The 16434-nt window shown below is 67.5% G+C and carries 17 protein-coding genes; 11 read left to right on the top strand and 6 right to left on the bottom strand.

Features of this window, described 5'->3' with window-relative positions; genetic code table 11:
• Window positions 1–11: 11 nt before the first annotated feature.
• Genes ACYAF3_RS21670 through ACYAF3_RS21660 form a run of 3 tightly spaced genes read left to right on the top strand, consistent with a single transcriptional unit; the run spans window position 12 to window position 2199 of the window.
• Window positions 12–701, top strand: a complete 690-nt coding sequence (locus ACYAF3_RS21670; RefSeq protein ID WP_003091034.1) for an ABC transporter permease — start codon at window positions 12–14, stop codon at window positions 699–701.
• Window positions 698–1411 carry an ABC transporter permease gene (locus ACYAF3_RS21665; protein ID WP_003091035.1) on the top strand — a complete coding sequence of 238 codons (714 nt, stop codon included), beginning with the start codon at window positions 698–700 and terminating at the stop codon, window positions 1409–1411. The genes ACYAF3_RS21670 and ACYAF3_RS21665 overlap by 4 nt, the downstream gene beginning before the upstream one ends.
• A gap of 20 nt (window positions 1412–1431) precedes the next feature.
• Window positions 1432–2199, top strand: a complete 768-nt coding sequence (locus tag ACYAF3_RS21660) for an ABC transporter ATP-binding protein (protein ID WP_003091036.1) — start codon at window positions 1432–1434, stop codon at window positions 2197–2199.
• Between the two features lie 9 nt (window positions 2200–2208).
• On the opposite strand, the gene ACYAF3_RS21655 is transcribed toward ACYAF3_RS21660, so the two are convergent.
• A complete protein-coding gene (locus ACYAF3_RS21655) occupies window positions 2209–2391 on the bottom strand; it encodes a GNAT family N-acetyltransferase (RefSeq protein ID WP_033962519.1) in 183 nt (60 codons plus the stop codon).
• Between the two features lie 129 nt (window positions 2392–2520).
• Here ACYAF3_RS21655 and ACYAF3_RS21650 point away from each other — a divergent pair, with 129 nt between their 5' ends.
• Window positions 2521–3852, top strand: coding sequence for an esterase/lipase family protein (locus ACYAF3_RS21650; protein ID WP_121377801.1), 1332 nt, complete (start codon window positions 2521–2523; stop codon window positions 3850–3852).
• Window positions 3853–3902: 50 nt separating this feature from the next.
• Here ACYAF3_RS21650 and ACYAF3_RS21645 read toward each other — a convergent pair whose 3' ends face one another.
• Window positions 3903–5411: a PA2928 family protein gene (locus ACYAF3_RS21645; RefSeq protein WP_017149163.1), complete on the bottom strand. Its 1509-nt coding sequence runs from the start codon at window positions 5409–5411 to the stop codon at window positions 3903–3905.
• Between the two features lie 122 nt (window positions 5412–5533).
• Entirely contained in the window at window positions 5534–6148 is a 615-nt protein-coding gene (locus ACYAF3_RS21640; protein ID WP_003114008.1) for a LysE family transporter, read from the bottom strand.
• Between the two features lie 65 nt (window positions 6149–6213).
• Between ACYAF3_RS21640 and ACYAF3_RS21635 the strand changes: the two genes are divergently transcribed.
• Window positions 6214–7140: a LysR family transcriptional regulator gene (locus ACYAF3_RS21635; RefSeq protein ID WP_003101450.1), complete on the top strand. Its 927-nt coding sequence runs from the start codon at window positions 6214–6216 to the stop codon at window positions 7138–7140.
• A gap of 10 nt (window positions 7141–7150) precedes the next feature.
• On the opposite strand, the gene ACYAF3_RS21630 is transcribed toward ACYAF3_RS21635, so the two are convergent.
• Window positions 7151–7741, bottom strand: coding sequence for a TetR/AcrR family transcriptional regulator (locus ACYAF3_RS21630; protein WP_003119828.1), 591 nt, complete (start codon window positions 7739–7741; stop codon window positions 7151–7153).
• A gap of 125 nt (window positions 7742–7866) precedes the next feature.
• On the opposite strand from ACYAF3_RS21630, the gene ACYAF3_RS21625 reads away from it, so the two are divergent.
• The 3 genes from ACYAF3_RS21625 (at window position 7867) to cif (ending at window position 11201) form a co-directional block, all read left to right on the top strand.
• Window positions 7867–8976 (top strand): alkene reductase, encoded by a 1110-nt coding sequence (locus tag ACYAF3_RS21625; protein WP_003101455.1) that lies wholly within the window; start codon window positions 7867–7869, stop codon window positions 8974–8976.
• Window positions 8977–9041: 65 nt separating this feature from the next.
• The gene (locus ACYAF3_RS21620; protein WP_003452451.1) at window positions 9042–10220 is read left to right on the top strand and encodes an MFS transporter; all 1179 of its coding nucleotides are present in this window, start codon (window positions 9042–9044) and stop codon (window positions 10218–10220) included.
• Between the two features lie 21 nt (window positions 10221–10241).
• The gene (gene cif / locus ACYAF3_RS21615; RefSeq protein WP_003110290.1) at window positions 10242–11201 is read left to right on the top strand and encodes a CFTR inhibitory factor Cif; all 960 of its coding nucleotides are present in this window, start codon (window positions 10242–10244) and stop codon (window positions 11199–11201) included.
• 19 nt (window positions 11202–11220) lie between these two features.
• On the opposite strand, the gene ACYAF3_RS21610 is transcribed toward cif, so the two are convergent.
• Window positions 11221–11352: a hypothetical protein gene (locus tag ACYAF3_RS21610; protein ID WP_003091046.1), complete on the bottom strand. Its 132-nt coding sequence runs from the start codon at window positions 11350–11352 to the stop codon at window positions 11221–11223.
• A 457-nt stretch (window positions 11353–11809) separates the two neighbouring features.
• Here ACYAF3_RS21610 and ACYAF3_RS21605 point away from each other — a divergent pair, with 457 nt between their 5' ends.
• Window positions 11810–12337, top strand: coding sequence for a cytochrome b (locus tag ACYAF3_RS21605; protein WP_128669471.1), 528 nt, complete (start codon window positions 11810–11812; stop codon window positions 12335–12337).
• 209 nt (window positions 12338–12546) lie between these two features.
• Window positions 12547–12795, top strand: coding sequence for a hypothetical protein (locus ACYAF3_RS21600; RefSeq protein ID WP_003091048.1), 249 nt, complete (start codon window positions 12547–12549; stop codon window positions 12793–12795).
• A 55-nt stretch (window positions 12796–12850) separates the two neighbouring features.
• Here ACYAF3_RS21600 and ACYAF3_RS21595 read toward each other — a convergent pair whose 3' ends face one another.
• A complete protein-coding gene (locus ACYAF3_RS21595) occupies window positions 12851–14380 on the bottom strand; it encodes a nucleobase:cation symporter-2 family protein (protein ID WP_003162544.1) in 1530 nt (509 codons plus the stop codon).
• Window positions 14381–14807: 427 nt separating this feature from the next.
• Between ACYAF3_RS21595 and paaP the strand changes: the two genes are divergently transcribed.
• The gene (gene paaP, locus ACYAF3_RS21590; RefSeq protein WP_003101464.1) at window positions 14808–16418 is read left to right on the top strand and encodes an aminopeptidase PaaP; all 1611 of its coding nucleotides are present in this window, start codon (window positions 14808–14810) and stop codon (window positions 16416–16418) included.
• Window positions 16419–16434: the final 16 nt, after the last annotated feature.

The raw sequence follows: 16434 nt of genomic DNA, 5'->3' as shown, positions 1-16434 counted from the left end.
TGGAGAGTGAAATGTTCCTCGACGGCTTCGGCCCGCAGATACTCGCCGGCACCCTGGTGACCCTGAAACTGGCGCTGGGCTCCCTGCTCGGCGCCGTGCTCATCGGCCTCCTCGGCGCCAGCGCCAAGCTCGCCGCCAACCGCCCGCTGCGCGCCCTGGCCAGCGGCTATACGACGCTGATCCGCAGCGTCCCCGACCTGGTCATCATGCTGTTGCTGTTCTTCAGCCTGCAGATCCTCCTCAACCGCGTCACCGACGCCCTCGGCATCGGCCAGGTCGACATCGACCCGTTCGCCGCCGGCTGCGTCACCCTGGCGTTCATCTATGGCGCCTACTTCACGGAAACCTTCCGCGGCGCCTTCCAGGCGGTCCCGGCCGGCCAGGTCGAAGCCGCGCAAGCCTACGGCATGGGGCGCTGGCGAGTGTTCCGCCGGGTACTCCTGCCGCAGATGCTGCGCTACGCCCTGCCGGGCATCGGCAACAACTGGCAGGTGCTGGTCAAGTCCACCGCGCTGGTCTCGATCATCGGTCTCGGCGACCTGGTCAAGGCCACCCAGGACGCCGGCAAGGGCACCCTGCAGTTCTTCCACTTCACCCTGGTCTGCGGGCTGATCTACCTGGCCATCACCGCAATCTCCAACGCCGCGTTGCTGTGGCTGGAGCGGCGCAGCTCGCTGGGCGTCAGGAGGCCGCTGCCATGAACGCGGTACTCGACGAATACTGGCAGGCCTACCTGTGGACCGACGGCCTGCAACTGACCGGACTGGCGATGACCCTGTGGCTGCTGATCCTCGCCGTGGCGCTTGGCTTCCTGCTGGCCATCCCGCTGGCGGTGGCGCGGACCTGCGGCAACCCGCTGCTGCGCTACCCGGTCTGGCTCTACACCTACGTGTTCCGCGGCACCCCGCTGTACATCCAGTTGCTGTTCTTCTACACCGGCGTCTACAGCCTGAATGCCATACGCGCCCAGGACTTTCTCAACGCGTTCTTCCGCGACGGCTTCAACTGCACGGTGCTGGCCTTCGTCCTCAACACCTGCGCCTACATGACGGAAATCTTCGCCGGCGCGATCAGGAACACGCCCCACGGCGAAGTGGAAGCGGCGCGCGCCTACGGCATGGGCGGCTTCACCCTCTACCGGCGCATCGTCCTGCCCTCGGCGCTGCGCCGGGCACTGCCGTACTTCAGCAACGAAGTGATCCTGATGCTGCATTCCACCTCGGTGGCGTTCACCGCCACAGTGCCGGACCTGCTCAAGGTGGCCCGCGACGTCAATTCCGCCACCTATGCGCCGTTCCTGTCCTTCGGCATCGCCGGCGCGCTCTACGCCGGCACCGCCTTCCTGCTGATCTGGCTGTTCCGCCGTGGCGAGCTGCGCTGGCTGGCCTACCTCAGACCGCAAACCCACTGACCTCTCCCGGAGACACGCGCATGTACAGCCTGCAGGTCGAAGACATCCACAAGCGCTACGGCAGCCATGAGGTGCTCAGGGGCGTTTCGCTCAGGGCCGGCAAGGGAGACGTGATCAGCATCATCGGCTCCTCCGGCTCGGGCAAGAGCACCTTCCTGCGCTGCGTCAACTTCCTGGAAAAGCCCTGTGCCGGGCGCATCCGCGTCGGCGACGAGGAACTGCGCACCCGTCCCGGCGCCCTGGGCGAGCTGCGCGCCGCCGATCCCCGGCAGTTGCAGAGGATCCGCAGCCGGCTGGCGATGGTCTTCCAGCATTTCAACCTGTGGAGCCACCTGACGGTGCTGGAGAACGTGGTCGAGTGCCCGGTCAACGTCCTGAGAATGAACCGCGACGACGCCGTGGCCCGCGCGCGCCACTACCTGGCCAAGGTCGGCCTGGCGGAGAAGGTCGAACGGCAGTATCCCTGCGAACTCTCCGGCGGCCAGCAACAGCGCGTGGCGATCGCCCGCGCCCTGGCCATGGAGCCGCAGGTGATGCTGTTCGACGAACCGACCTCGGCGCTCGATCCGGAACTGGTCGGCGAAGTGCTGAAAGTCATGCAGCAGTTGGCCGAGGAAGGTCGCACCATGGTCCTGGTCACCCACGAGATGGCCTTCGCCCGCCAGGTTTCCAGCCATGTGATCTTCCTCCACCAGGGCGTGATCGAAGAGCAAGGGACGCCGGACCAGGTGTTCGGCGCGCCGCGCAGCGAGCGCCTGCGCCAGTTCCTCGCCGGCAACCTGAAATGAGCCCGGGGCTCAGCGCGACGGCGCGAGGAAACGCACGAAGACCAGCTCCGGATCACCTTCGTCGAGGTTGTCGATCACCCCGCTCGGCTGGAATCCCTCGCGCTCCAGCAGGCGCCGCATCGGCAGGTTGGAGCGGTTGCAGGAAGTGAACAGGCGGTCGCCGAGACAGTCGTCCCGCGCCTGCCGCAGCAACGCGCTGGCGATGCCGCGCCGGCGGCAGTCGCGGGCGACCGCCGCATCCTAGACGTTTTCACAGGTCAGGGCACGTCGCCGCGGCGCATGATCTATAGTCGCCCGGATCAGCCCCAGAGGATGCCGGACATGCCCCGTTCGATCGTCATCGTCCACGGCTGGAGCGACGATTCGAAGTCGTTCCGCCGCCTCGCCGAGCAGCTGGAAGCCTGGTTCGGCAGCGCGCCGACGCAGATCCGCCTCGCCGACTGGATCTCCCTGCAGGACGACGTCACCTACGCCGACCTCGCCGCCGCCCTGGATCGCGCCTGGACCGCCCAGGGACTGTCGCGGGCACCGCGCACGGTTGACGTGGTGGTGCACAGCACCGGCGCCCTGGTGCTGCGCGACTGGCTGACCCGCCACTTCGACCCCGCCAGCGCGCCGGTCAAGCGCTTCCTGATGCTCGCCCCGGCCAACTTCGGCTCGCCGCTGGCGCACAAGGGACGCTCCTTCATCGGTCGCGTGCTGAAAGGCTGGAACCGCTTCGTCGGGCAGACCGGCACCCAGGTGCTGAAGGGACTGGAGCTGGGCTCGCCGTACTCCTGGCAACTCGCCGAGCGCGACCTGTTCGGCGCCGAGGCCTGGTACGGCGCCGACCGCCTGCTCGCCACGGTGCTGGTGGGCAATGTCGGCTACAGCGGCGTCGAAGCCATCGCCAACGAGGCCGGCAGCGACGGCACTGTGCGGATCGCCACGGCGAACCTCAACGCCTGCCGCCTGAGCCTCGAACTGGATGTCCGCCAGCGCGCCAGGCCCGGCTGGCGCCTGGAAGAATCGCGCGGCGAGATCGCCTTCGCCATCGTCGACGGCGAGAACCACGCCAGCGTGGCGCTGAAGGACCGCGGACCGAAGAACCCGCATACCCTGGAGCTGATCCGCGCCGCGCTGGAGGTCGAGGACGCCGATTACCGGAGCAGCGGCGCAAGCTTCCCCTGGCAGCGCCGCATCGATCAGCTCGACCCCGGCATCGAGCGCCGCTCGCCGCGCTACCTGAACCTGGTCAGCCACGTCTGCGACGACCTCGACCAGGAGGTGCGCGACTACTTCATCCAGTTCTTCCGCAAGTTGAACAGCGACCGGCGTTTCGAACAGCGCTTCTACGAGCAGGTCATCGCCGACGTCCATCCCTACGAGGACAACCCCGCCTACCGCTCGCTGTACCTGTCGATCGACTCCCTCGACGACCTGCTCGCCGGCTTCGCCGTGGACACCCTGTCGCTCAGCGTGTCGGCCCAGCCGCCGTTCGATCCGCCGCGCCAGCCGGTCGGCTATACCGCGGTGGGCCCCGGCGACAGCGAAGGCCTGGCAATTCCGCTGGCGCAGGTGCCGCGCTTCCTCGCCGCCCACCGCACCCTGCTGCTGCGCATCCGCCTGACGCGCCTGGTGGACAGCGGCGTATTCGTCTTCAGGAACCCCTGAATCGGCGCCCGCCCCCCCGTTGGGCAGCCACCCAGGCCGGGCGCAGGCGATCACGGTTGGCCTTCGGGCCACTCGACCCGCTGCAATGGCGCGCCGCCGCGCCCGAGGCGATGGACGATGCCGCTGCCCCGGCGCAGATCGACCCGCACCAACCGCCCGCCTTCCTCTCCACGGCCGCTGAGAAGCAGGTTGTGGGCATCCAGGCGGAACAGCCGCTCGGGACGCTCGATGGGCAGCTCCAGGGTCCAGAGCAAGCTGCCGTCGCCAGACACCGAGCTGAGCAGCAGCTCGCTACGCTCGGCCAGGCTGCGCCGGTGCAGCACCAGCCAGTTGCCGTCGACTCGCCAGGGACGGCGCGCCAACCTGGAATCGCCGCCCGGCAGCGCCGATGCATAGCGACGGTACAACGCCTCCTCGCGCGTCTGCTCGTCGCGCCGGCGACGGTACTCGGCATCCGCCGCCGCCTCCAGGTCGGCGACCCGTTCCCGCCAGGCATCGTGCGCGGCGATCCAGCGTCGCCGTTCCTGGCGGTAGGCGTCACGCGCCGCAAGGAACGCACGGGTACTGGGAAAACGCTCCACGCGCTCGTCGAACTCTTCCGGCGGCTGCGGCTCGGACGGCAGCGACGGATGCTGACGCTGCCGCTCGGACGGTCGATCGAGCAGCCGCTGCGGCTCTTCGGCAGCGGCTGGATCGGGCAGCAGGCCAGCCTGCAGGAAGGCCGCGTCGAGCAGCGGACGCAGTCGATTCTCCGCCGGCGACCGCCAATCCAGGGTGCCCAGTGACAGGCGCTGGCGTCGCGCCCGTTGGTTCGCTGCCGGCAGCGCCTCGCCACGCTCCAGCGCTCGGGCCTCGTGATCGCTGGCGAGGATCAGCAGGCGTCCGTCGGGCAGGCGCGTCAGGCCCGGCGCCTGCCAGTCGATCCCGGCATTCGCCGGCGGCGGCGGGTCGCCGTGGAAATACCGCGCGGCATCGACTTCCGGAGCTTCGCGCAGGGCCAGGCTGTCGCCGTCGAGGAACCAGACGCGGCCGTCCAGCGCGAGCATCAGCAATCCGCCCCGGCCTTCGTCGTAGCGATAGGCGTCCTTCCCCCAGGGCGCCGACTTCAACGGCAGGCCGCCAGTGCGCCGCTCCAGCTCGTCGAACGCCAGCGCAGGGGCGGCGTCGCGCCGGTCGAGTACGTAGAGTTCGTTGCGCAGGAAGAACAGGTAGCGCGACGACTGGCCCAGGAGTTCGCCGGAACCCCAGTCGTCGCCGCGCTCGTTGTCGGCATCCAGGCGCATGCTCCAGCGCAGGCTGCCGTCCTCCAGGTCGACCACCTGGGCATAGCTGCGGCTGCTGCCGTGTACCACGCCGTTGTCCACTTCGTTGGCGCGATAGTCGTCGAGGGTGAACGCCAGGTAGGAATGGCCCTGTTCCTCGAAGACCAGTTGCGGCCCGCTGAACCCGGCCTCGTCGTACTGGCCGAGAATGAAATGGATGGCCACCGGCAAACCGACCAGCAGGCCCAGGCCGAGTACCGCCCAGAGGACGGCGAAAAGCGTCGCTCCCTTCTTCATGCAACTCCCATGCGTCCCGCGATCCTGGGACCGTCCCTCAACTGGCGACGGCATGAACGGCGCATTCTAGGGAGCCGCCGGCCTCGCTTCAAAGGCGGCAAGCGGCCATCAGTGGTCCATGCTCATGGGCTTTTCGCTCCCAGCAGGACGCCGAAACCAACCAGCAGGGCGCCGAAGAACTGGTCGATGCGCCGGCGGAAACGCAGGAGCCGGCCGCGCACCGCCGGGCTCGAGAGAAAGCAGGCGACCAGGCCGAACCAGGCCACGTGGGCGAGCGCGATGAAGGCCCCGTAGCCCAGTTGCGCCGGCAACGCGGTATGCGGATCGATCACCTGCATGAACAGGCTGACCACGAACAGGCAGGTCTTCGGATTGAGCGCATTGGTCAGGAAGCCGCTGCGCAACATCGCCCAGGACGAAACCCCGGCGCCGCCCGCCGCCTCCTCCGCCACCGAGTCCTCTCGCGCCAGCAGCATGCGCAGGCCGAGGAACACCAGGTAGGCGGCGCCCGCCAGCTTCAGCGCGGTGAACAGCGCCAGCGACTCGCGCACCAGCACGCCGACGCCGAGGATGCTGTAGCCGACATGTACCGTCACCCCCGCGCCGATGCCCAGCGCGGTGAGCAGGCCGGCGCGGCGGGAATACAGCAGGCTGTTGCGCGAGACCATGGCGAAATCGGCGCCGGGGCTGATCACCGCAAGCACAGTGATGGTCAGGAAAGCTAGCAACTCTGTCATGCCTGGAAGGCTCCAAGGTAGAATGGACGACACAATCTACCGGTCTCCAGCGCCGAGCGAGAACGATGAATACTGACAATCATGGTGAGGAAAACTCACCATTCAGGCGCCGTCGCCTGCCCTCGCTGAACGCCCTGCGTTGCTTCGAGGCCGCCGCCCGCCTGGAGAACTTTTCCCGTGCCGCCGAGGCCCTGTGCCTGACCCACGGTGCCATCAGCCGCGCCGTGCGGACCCTGGAGGAGGAACTCGGTTGTGCGCTCTTCGAACGCCGCGGCCAGCGGGTTTTCCTCAGCGAGGCCGGCAGGCGCCTGCTCGCCGGCACCGGCCCGGCCCTCGACCTGATCGAGCGCACCGGCGAGACCCTGCGCGCGGAGGCCGGCCCCACCGCGCTGGTGCTGTCCTGCGAACCGACCTTGCTGATGCGCTGGCTGATCCCGCGGATCGCCGGATTCATGCAGGAACAGCCACGACTGTCGATCCAGCTGGTCGCCGGCGGCGGGCCGTTCGCCTTCGGCCGCGGCATCGACCTGGCGATCCGCCGCAACGACTTCCCCTGGCCGCCCGGCAGCCATGCCCACTGGCTGTTCGACGAGCAGGTCGGCCCGGTCTGCCGGGCGAGCGACGTCGAACGGCATTTCCACCTCGATGCAGGCCCGCCCGGGCTTCGCGCCGTCGCACCGCGCCTGCACACGGCGACCCGCCCGCAAGCCTGGAACACCTGGACCCGTCTCGCCGGACAGGCGCCAGCGACGACCGAAGGGCAGCGCTTCGAGCACTTCTACCTGAGCCTGCAGGCGGCCGGCGCCGGACTCGGCGTAGCCATCGGCCCCTGGCAACTGGTGCGCGACGATCTGTCCGCCGGCCTGCTGGCGGCGCCGCTGGGATTCCTCGCCGACGGCAGCAGCTATCACCTGCTGACCCCGCGACCGTTGCAGGCCGGAGAGCCTGCCACGCTGCTGCTGGAATGGCTGCGCCGCAGCGCGGCGGCCTGATGCGGCCCGCTCAGGGCCAGGCGCGCAGCGCCCGTTCGACCACCGCCAGCAGGCGCTCGCAAGGCACCCGGTCCTTGGCCTGCACGCTGAGGCCGAACAGCACGGTGGCATAGAAGGTCGCCAACTCCTCCACGTCGGTGTCCGCCGCCAGGTCGCCGTCAGCGATGCCGCGCCGCATGCGCTCACGGAACAGGCGGATCGACTCGCCGCGCTCGGCGCTCAACGCGTCCCGCACCGCCTCGCTTTCTGGGGTTCCGGTCAGCGCCGCGAGCACCACCAGGCAACCGCGCGGGAACTCGTCGGAACAGAAGCGCGCGACGGTCTCGCGGAGCAGCTCGGCCACGCCCTCGCGGGCGCTCGGCGCGCCATCGAGGACATCCCGGCGATAGCGGCCGTGCTGGCCGAGATAGTGGGCCAGGGCTTCGCGGAACAGCCCTTCCTTGCTGCCGAAGGCGGCGTACAGGCTGGGCGGCCTGATTTCCATCGCCTCGGTCAGGGCCGCCAGCGAAGCGCCTTCGTAGCCACGCACCCAGAACACGTCCATGGCTCGCTGCAGGGCGGTGTCCCTGTCGAATGCCCGTGGCCTGCCTCGCGTTGCCATCCTGACCTCCATTATTTGTATCGATCACTATAAATTTACTTGACGAGCGTTGCCATCGCCATATTATTTATCGACCGATACAGATATTCAAGCCATCTCCCTGCCGCCTTCGAAAGGAAAAGACCATGTCCAACCTGCTCCTCTCCCCGCTCGCCGTAGGCAACCTGGCCTTGCGCAACCGCATCGTCATGGCGCCGATGACCCGCTCCCGGGCGCAACAGCCGGGCGACGTGCCGACCGCCCTGAACGCTCTCTACTATGCGCAGCGCGCCGGCGCCGGGCTGATCGTCAGCGAGGGCACGCAGATTTCCCGCCTCGGCCAGGGCTACGCCTACACCCCCGGTATCTACAGCGAGGCGCAACTGGCCGGCTGGCGCCAGGTCACCGAGGCGGTGCACGCCGCCGGCGGACTGATCGCCGCGCAGCTCTGGCATGTCGGGCGCATGTCGCATCGCTCGCTGCAGGCCGGCGGCGAGGCGCCGATCGCGCCCTCGCCGATCCAGGCCAAGGCCCAGGTGTTCATCGCCGATGGCCAGGGCGGCGGGTCCATGGCGCCCGCCGACGCGCCGCGGGAAATGACCCTGGAAGACATCCGCCGGGTCCGCGACGAATTCGTCCGCGCCGCACGCAACGCGCTCGACGCCGGCTTCGACCTGGTCGAGCTGCATGGCGCCAATGGCTACCTGATCGACCAGTTCCTCGCCAGCGCCAGCAACCGGCGCAGCGATGCCTATGGCGGTAGCCTGGAGAACCGCGCGCGGTTCCTGCTGGAGATCGTCGACGCGCTGGTCGCCGCGGTCGGTGCCGAGCGCGTCGGCCTGCGCCTGTCGCCCTGGGGCACGATCAACGACATGCACGACGACGAGCCGGAAGCGATGACCCTTTACCTTGCCGAAGCCCTGCAGCGACGCGGCATCGCCTACCTGCACCTGGCCGAGTGGGAATGGAGCGGCGGCCCGGCCTACCCGCAAGGCTTCCGCGAGCGCCTGCGCGAACGCTTCCGCGCGCCGCTGATCGTCTGCGGCAACTACGACGCCGAGCGCGCCGAAGCGATACTCCAGGCCGGACTGGCCGACGCGGTGGCGATCGGCCGGCCGTTCATCGCCAACCCCGACCTGGTCGAGCGGATCCGTCTCGGCGCGCCGCTGGCCGAGGCCAACCAGGCGCGGTTCTACGGTGGCGACGCTGCCGGCTACACCGATTACCCGACCCTCGGCCAGTCCGCTACGGCCTGATTCCCTTCCCTCCCATGCATCGTTCCCGGGCGCGGCCACGGCTGCGCTCGCGGAGGAGTCTTGCCGTGCTATTGCCGATCCTCCTGCTGGCCGCCGCCGGCTTCACCATCCTGACCACCGAGTTCGTCATCGTCGGCCTGCTCCCGGCACTTGCCGCAGACCTCCAGGTCAGCGTCGCCCAGGCCGGCCTGCTGGTCAGCCTGTTCGCCTTCAGCGTCGCCGCCTTCGGTCCGTTCCTCACCGCCGCGCTGGCGGGCGTCGAACGCAAGCGGCTGTTCGTCGCCTGCCTGCTGCTGTTCGCCGCGGCCAATGCGCTGGCCGCCGTGGCCGGCGATATCTGGACGATGGCCGTGGCGCGCTTCGTCCCGGCCCTGGCGCTCCCGGTGTTCTGGGCCATGGCCAGCGAAACCGCCGCGCACCTGGCCGGCCCCTCGCGCGAAGGGCGCGCCGTGGCGCTGGTGTTCTTCGGCATCGTCGCCGCCACCGTGCTTGGCATTCCCATCGGCACTCTGATCGCCGACGCCTGGGGTTGGCGCCTGGCATTCGCCGCACTCGCCGCGCTGGCCCTGGCCAAGGCGCTGCTGCTGGCCGCCTGGCTGCCGCGCATTCCCGGACGGCCGGGTATCTCGCTGCGCAGCCAGGCGAGCGTGTTGCGCCAACCGCTGGTGCTCGGCCACCTGTTGCTGTCGCTGCTGGTCTTCACCGGCATGTTCACCCCCTACACCTACCTGGCCGACATCCTCCAGCGCCTGGCCGGCTTCAGCGGTTCGCTGGTCGGCTGGACGCTGATGGGCTTCGGCGCGGTAGGCCTGCTCGGCAACTGGCTCGGCGGGCGCCTGGTGGATCGCAGCCCGCTGGGCGCAACCCTGCTGTTCGTCCTGCTGATGGCGCTGGGCATGCTCGCCCTGGTGCCGACCCTCGGCAACGCCTGGCTGCTCGCCGCCACCCTGGCGATCTGGGGCGTGGCCCAGGCAGCACTGTTCATCGTCGGCCAGGTGCGGGTGATGAAGTCCGCGCCGCGGGCCCCGGCGTTCGCCGCCTCGCTGAACATCTCCGCCTGCAACGCCGGGATCGGCATCGGCGCCCTCGCCGGCAGCCGGGTGATCGACGGCAGCGGCCTGGCGCCGCTCGGCGAGGTCGGCGCGCTGGTCTGCCTGGCGGCGATGGCCGTGGCCCTGCTGCTGATGCTGGCGCCACGCCAAGCTGCCACCGAGCCGTCCCTCGGCGGCCAAATCCCTCACTGAGCCCACCAAGGAAGCACAACCATGATCCTCGATAGACTCTGCCGCGGCCTCCTGGCCGGCATCGCCCTGACCTTCTCCCTGGGCGGCTTCGCCGCCGAGGAATTCCCCGTCCCGAATGGCTTCGAAAGCGCCTACCGGGAAGTCGACGGCGTGAAGCTGCACTACGTGAAAGGCGGCCAGGGGCCGCTGGTGATGCTGGTGCACGGTTTCGGCCAGACCTGGTACGAATGGCACCAACTGATGCCGGAACTGGCCAAGCGCTTCACCGTGATCGCGCCGGACCTGCCCGGCCTCGGCCAGTCCGAGCCGCCGAAGACCGGCTATAGCGGCGAACAGGTCGCCGTCTACCTGCACAAGCTGGCCCGGCAATTCAGCCCGGATCGCCCGTTCGACCTGGTGGCCCACGACATCGGTATCTGGAACACCTACCCGATGGTGGTGAAGAACCAGGCCGACATCGCCCGCCTGGTGTACATGGAAGCGCCGATCCCGGACGCGCGGATCTACCGCTTCCCGGCCTTCACCGCCCAGGGCGAGTCGCTGGTCTGGCACTTCAGTTTCTTCGCCGCCGACGACCGCCTGGCGGAAACCCTGATCGCCGGCAAGGAACGCTTCTTCCTCGAGCACTTCATCAAGTCCCATGCCAGCAACACCGAGGTGTTCAGCGAGCGCCTGCTGGATCTGTACGCCAGGTCGTACGCCAAGCCGCACAGCCTGAACGCCTCGTTCGAGTACTACCGCGCGTTGAACGAGAGCGTGCGGCAGAACGCCGAACTGGCGAAGACCCGCCTGCAGATGCCAACCATGACCCTCGCCGGCGGCGGCCACGGCGGCATGGGCACGTTCCAGCTGGAGCAGATGAAAGCCTATGCGGAGGACGTCGAAGGCCATGTCCTGCCCGGCTGCGGCCACTGGCTGCCGGAAGAGTGCGCCGCGCCGATGAATCGCCTGGTGATCGACTTCCTCAGCCGCGGTCGCTGAGTCGTCCCGGTCCGGGCGATCAGAACTGCTCGCCCGGGCAGAACAGGCAGCGCAGCAGCAGGGTCATGAGCACGACAGCGCCGGAAACCAGCAGGTAAGGCAACGGGGAGAACAGGTCGTCCTGGTCCTTGCCATCGTGCTCACTACTCATGCTCTCACCTCGAGAATCGTCATGGCGGAAAAGACGCAGGATATGCACTTGCCGTCCTTGAAAGTGCACGGCGAAGTGTTCGAAGACTATAGAAACGAAGCGATCGAGTTCAATTACATCTGTGTCAGCTTGCTGTCGGCAAAACGTCAGCGGAAAGACAACGGAATATATTTCCCGATAATGCTTGGGGGTCAGCCGCGCCCCGCCCCAGGCTCTGCCGGCGTGGCGCGAGCGCCGGGGCGAAGGAAAAACCAACTTACAATGATCCCGACCCGGAATTATTCCGCCAAGTAGCTTCCGTTTCGGAAAAAAGCGACTCGCAGCACTGTTTCGGTGCAATAACGTCACATTTGAAAGTTTCGATTAAGTTTTCCGTTATCGATTATCCATAAATACGTTTGATCGCTCTCCGGACGTTTCATAGATTGCACGCCTTCACTCTCTGCGAGGCATTCCCGTGACGCATCCAGCGACCGTCTACAGCCTGTCCACCCGCCTGCTGCACTGGAGCATGGCGTTCTGTTTCATCGGCGCGATCGTGCTGGCCTATTTCGTCATCTGGGTGCTCGGCCACGACCACCCGCAGCGCCTGCCGGTACTCAACCTGCACTGGGTGCTGGGCCTGCTGGTCGGCCTGCTGCTGATCCCTCGGATCGTCTCGCGGCTGCGCGGGCCGCGCCTGCCAGCGGTCCCCGGGACGCCGCTGGAGCACCGCCTGGCGCACTACGCGCACCTGTCGCTGTATGCCTTGATGCTGGTGATGCCGCTCACCGGCTACGTCGGCACCCGCCTGCCCACCGACTTCGGCCTGTTCGTGGTACCCAGCCTCAAGGACACCGCGCTGTTCGCCTGGATTTCGCAAACCTGGAACCTGAACTGGGAGGCGTTCGAGAAGCCCTTCGACGCCGTTCACCGCGTGGTCGGCCTGTGGCTGAGCACCTCGGTGGTGCTGCTCCATGCGCTCGCCGCCGGCTACCACCAGTGAGTCCGCCGCGACGGCACCCTGGAGCGCATGCTCGGCCGTCGCCAGCGCCGCTGAGCGCGGCCCTTCGTCGGCTCTCGCGGCGGACCGGCGACGATCTGCTATAGAGGTAGGGACACGCAGGGAAAACCTCGCCGCCCCGAGGCTCCTCCGTGGCAACCACAGGCGTCGCGCAGGTAGCCGGGTCGGCCTCCGACAGAGAGGAGCATGCCATGGCCAGCCTGCACTGCCAGCACCGCAGCTACACCATCACCGCCGACGTCGTCGAGCATCCGGGCATTCCCACGCCCTGGGCCGGTGGCTGCCACATCACCGATCCCGAAGGCCACACCAGCAAGCGCATCGCCCTGCCCGTGCGCTTCGCCTTCCTCGCCGACCTGGAAAACGCCCAGCGCGCCTCCATCGCCCACGGCAAATGGCTGGTGGACCAGCGCCTGGACCGCGGCAAGGCGCTGTTCTGAAGCGCACAACGAAAACGGCCCTCGCAAGGAGGGCCGTCGTTCATCGCGGCGCGGCTCAGGCGCTGCCGGCTTCAGCGGTTTCGCTGCGCCGTCGCGGCGGCGCGCCATGGCTGTCGTCGCCGGCCAGCGGCACTTCGTTGCCCTGGGCGTCGTACAGCTTGCCGTCGAGGAAATAGTCGCCTTCGTGCAGGGCGGCGATGTCCTGGTAGCGCAGGGTCCGCTCGCTGGCGGCGACGAACACCGACTGCTGGTCGGAGTTGCCGGCGGTGAAGTGGTTGAACGCCAGGTTGAGCAGGATCGCCATGATCGCCGAGGAACTGATGCCGGAATGGAAGATGGTGGCGAACCAACTGGGGAAGTGATCGTAGAAGGTCGGCGCGGCGATCGGGATCATACCGAAGCCGATCGAAGTGGCGACGATGATCAGGTTCATGTTGTTGCGGTAGTCCACCTTCGACAGGGTGCGGATGCCGCTGGCGGCGACCGTGCCGAACAACACGATGCCGGCGCCGCCGAGCACGGCGGTGGGCACCGCGGCGATCACCCGGCCCATCACCGGCAGCAGGCCGAGGATCACCAGGAACAACCCACCGGTGGCGACCACGTAGCGGCTCTTGATCCCGGTCACCGCCACCAGGCCGACGTTCTGGGCGAAGGCGCTCTGGGTGAAGGAGCCGAAGATCGGCGCCAGCATGCTGGAGAACATGTCCGCGCGCAGGCCGTTGCCCAGGCGCCGCGAGTCGACCTTGGTGTCGATGATCTCGCCTACCGCGAGGATGTCCGCCGAGGTTTCCACCAGGGTCACCATGATCACGATGCACATCGAGATGATCGCGGCGACCTGGAAGGTCGGCATGCCGAAGTGGAACGGCGTGGGAAACGCCACCAGCGGGCCTTCGGTGACCTTGGAGAAGTCGGCCATGCCGAGGAACACCGCGATGACGGTGCCGATGACCATCGCCAGGAGGATCGACAGGCGCGAGATCGAGGCGCTGCCGAGCTTGCTCAGCAGCAGCACGATGACCAGGGTGATCGCCGCCAGGCCGATGTTGGCCATGCTGCCGAAGTCCGGCGCGTGGCTGTTGCCGCCCATCGCCCAGCGCGCGGCGACCGGCATCAGGGTCAGGCCGATGGTGGTGATGACGATGCCGGTCACCAGCGGCGGGAAGAATTTGGTGATGCGCGAGAAGATCGGCGTGATCAGCAACCCGATCAGCGAGGCCGCCATCACCGCGCCGAGCACTGCGGGAATGCCGCCGCTGCCACCGCTGCCGATGATCGCCACCATGGTCGCCACGCCAGCGAAGGACACCCCCTGGACCAACGGCAACTGACAGCCGAAGAACGGCACGCCGAGGGTTTGCAACAGGGTCGCCAGGCCGCCGGCGAACAGCGAAGCGGCAATCAGCAGGCCGATGTCGCCGGGCGCGAGGCCGGCGGCCTGGCCGAGGATCAGGGGGACCGCGACGATACCGCCATACATGGTCAGCACATGTTGCAGGCCGTAGGCCATGTTGGCGCCGACACCGAGGTTCTCGTCTTCAGGCCGTGGAACGGGTGGGGTTCCGGAGGACGTCGTTTTCATGGTGCGCTGTTCTCGCTTTTATTGTTGTGCGCACACTGTAGACAATTCGATCCGAAAATATCCAGACAAATGTATACAAAATTTCCGACAAATCTGTGACAGCGCTGGTGCCAGCCACTCCGCTCGCGCGCTTATCCGCGCGCCAGACGGTTTCCTTCCTGCTGCACCATCCTCCCAGCCCCGACCAACGGCCATGGGCCCGCGCCGAAGGGCATTAACGATAGAAAGCCGCCCTCCATCCCGCCAGCGAGCTATCAGCAATTCTTCCACAAAAAGTTGATGAAATTCACATTTCAGGAATTACGCCAGGACAGCCCGGAAAGCGCTCCTAGTCTGGCAGTCAGGCCGTGCCCGAGGCGGCATTTCGGGCAATAGCGCCATGCCATCAACGGCTTATCGATCATCGCCTCACAAGGAACGGAGTCTCATGAGCAACAAGAACAATCTCAGATACGCACTCGGCGCCCTCGCCCTCTCGGTTTCCGCCGCATCCCTGGCGGCACCTTCGGAAGCGCAACAGTTCACCGAGTTCTGGACGCCCGGCAAACCCAACCCGTCGATCTGCAAATCGCCGTTGCTGGTCAGCACCCCGCTTGGCCTGCCGCGCTGCCTGCAAGCCAGCAACGTGGTCAAGCGCCTGCAGAAGCTGGAGGACATCGCCAGTCTCAACGACGGCAACCGCGCCGCCGCCACGCCGGGCTACCAGGCCTCCGTCGACTACGTGAAGCAGACCCTGCAGAAAGCCGGCTACAAGGTCAGCGTGCAGCCCTTCCCGTTCACCGCCTACTACCCGAAAGGCCCGGGTAGCCTGAGCGCCACCGTGCCGCAGCCGGTCACCTACGAATGGGAGAAGGATTTCACCTACCTGTCGCAGACCGAGGCAGGCGACGTCACCGCCAAGGTGGTCCCGGTGGACCTGTCCCTCGGCGCCGGCAACACCTCCACCAGCGGTTGCGAGGCGGAAGACTTCGCCAACTTCCCGGCCGGCTCGATCGCGCTGATCCAGCGCGGCACCTGCAACTTCGAGCAGAAGGCCGAGAACGCCGCGGCCGCCGGCGCCGCCGGGGTGATCATCTTCAACCAGGGCAACACCGACGACCGCAAGGGCCTGGAGAACGTCACCGTGGGCGAGTCCTACGAGGGCGGCATCCCGGTGATCTTCGCCACCTACGACAACGGCGTGGCCTGGTCGCAGACCCCGGACCTGCAGTTGCACCTGGTGGTCGACGTGGTACGCAAGAAGACCGAGACTTACAACGTGGTCGCCGAGACCCGTCGCGGCAACCCGAACAACGTGGTGATGGTCGGCGCGCACCTCGACTCGGTGTTCGAAGGCCCCGGTATCAACGACAACGGTTCGGGCAGCGCCGCCCAACTGGAGATGGCCGTGCTGCTGGCCAAGGCGCTGCCGGTCAACAAGGTGCGCTTCGCCTGGTGGGGCGCCGAGGAAGCCGGCCTGGTGGGCTCGACCCACTACGTGCAGAACCTCGCCCCGGAAGAGAAGAAGAAGATCAAGGCCTACCTGAACTTCGACATGATCGGCTCGCCGAACTTCGGCAACTTCATCTATGACGGCGACGGTTCCGACTTCGGCCTCCAGGGTCCGCCCGGCTCGGCCGCCATCGAGCGCCTGTTCGAAGCCTACTTCCGCCTGCGCGGCCAGCAATCGGAAGGCACCGAGATCGACTTCCGCTCCGACTACGCCGAGTTCTTCAACAGCGGCATCGCCTTCGGCGGCCTGTTCACCGGCGCCGAGGGCCTGAAGACCGAAGAGCAGGCGCAGAAGTACGGCGGCACCGCCGGCAAGGCCTACGACGAGTGCTACCACAGCAAGTGCGACGGCATCGCCAACATCAACCAGGACGCCCTGGAGATCCACAGCGACGCCATGGCCTTCGTGACCAGTTGGCTGTCGCTGTCGACCAAGGTGGTCGACGACGAGATCGCCGCCGCCGGCCAGAAAGCACAATCGCGGTCGCTGCAGATGCAGAAGAGCGCCAGCCAGATCGAACGCTGGGGTCACGACTTCATCAAGTAACCGCGACTACCCTGCG

It is taken from the genome of Pseudomonas sp. TZ252 (assembly GCF_056110345.1).
The sequence above is the reverse complement of the archived record's forward strand: the minus strand, read 5'-3'. Positions and strand labels throughout refer to the sequence as shown.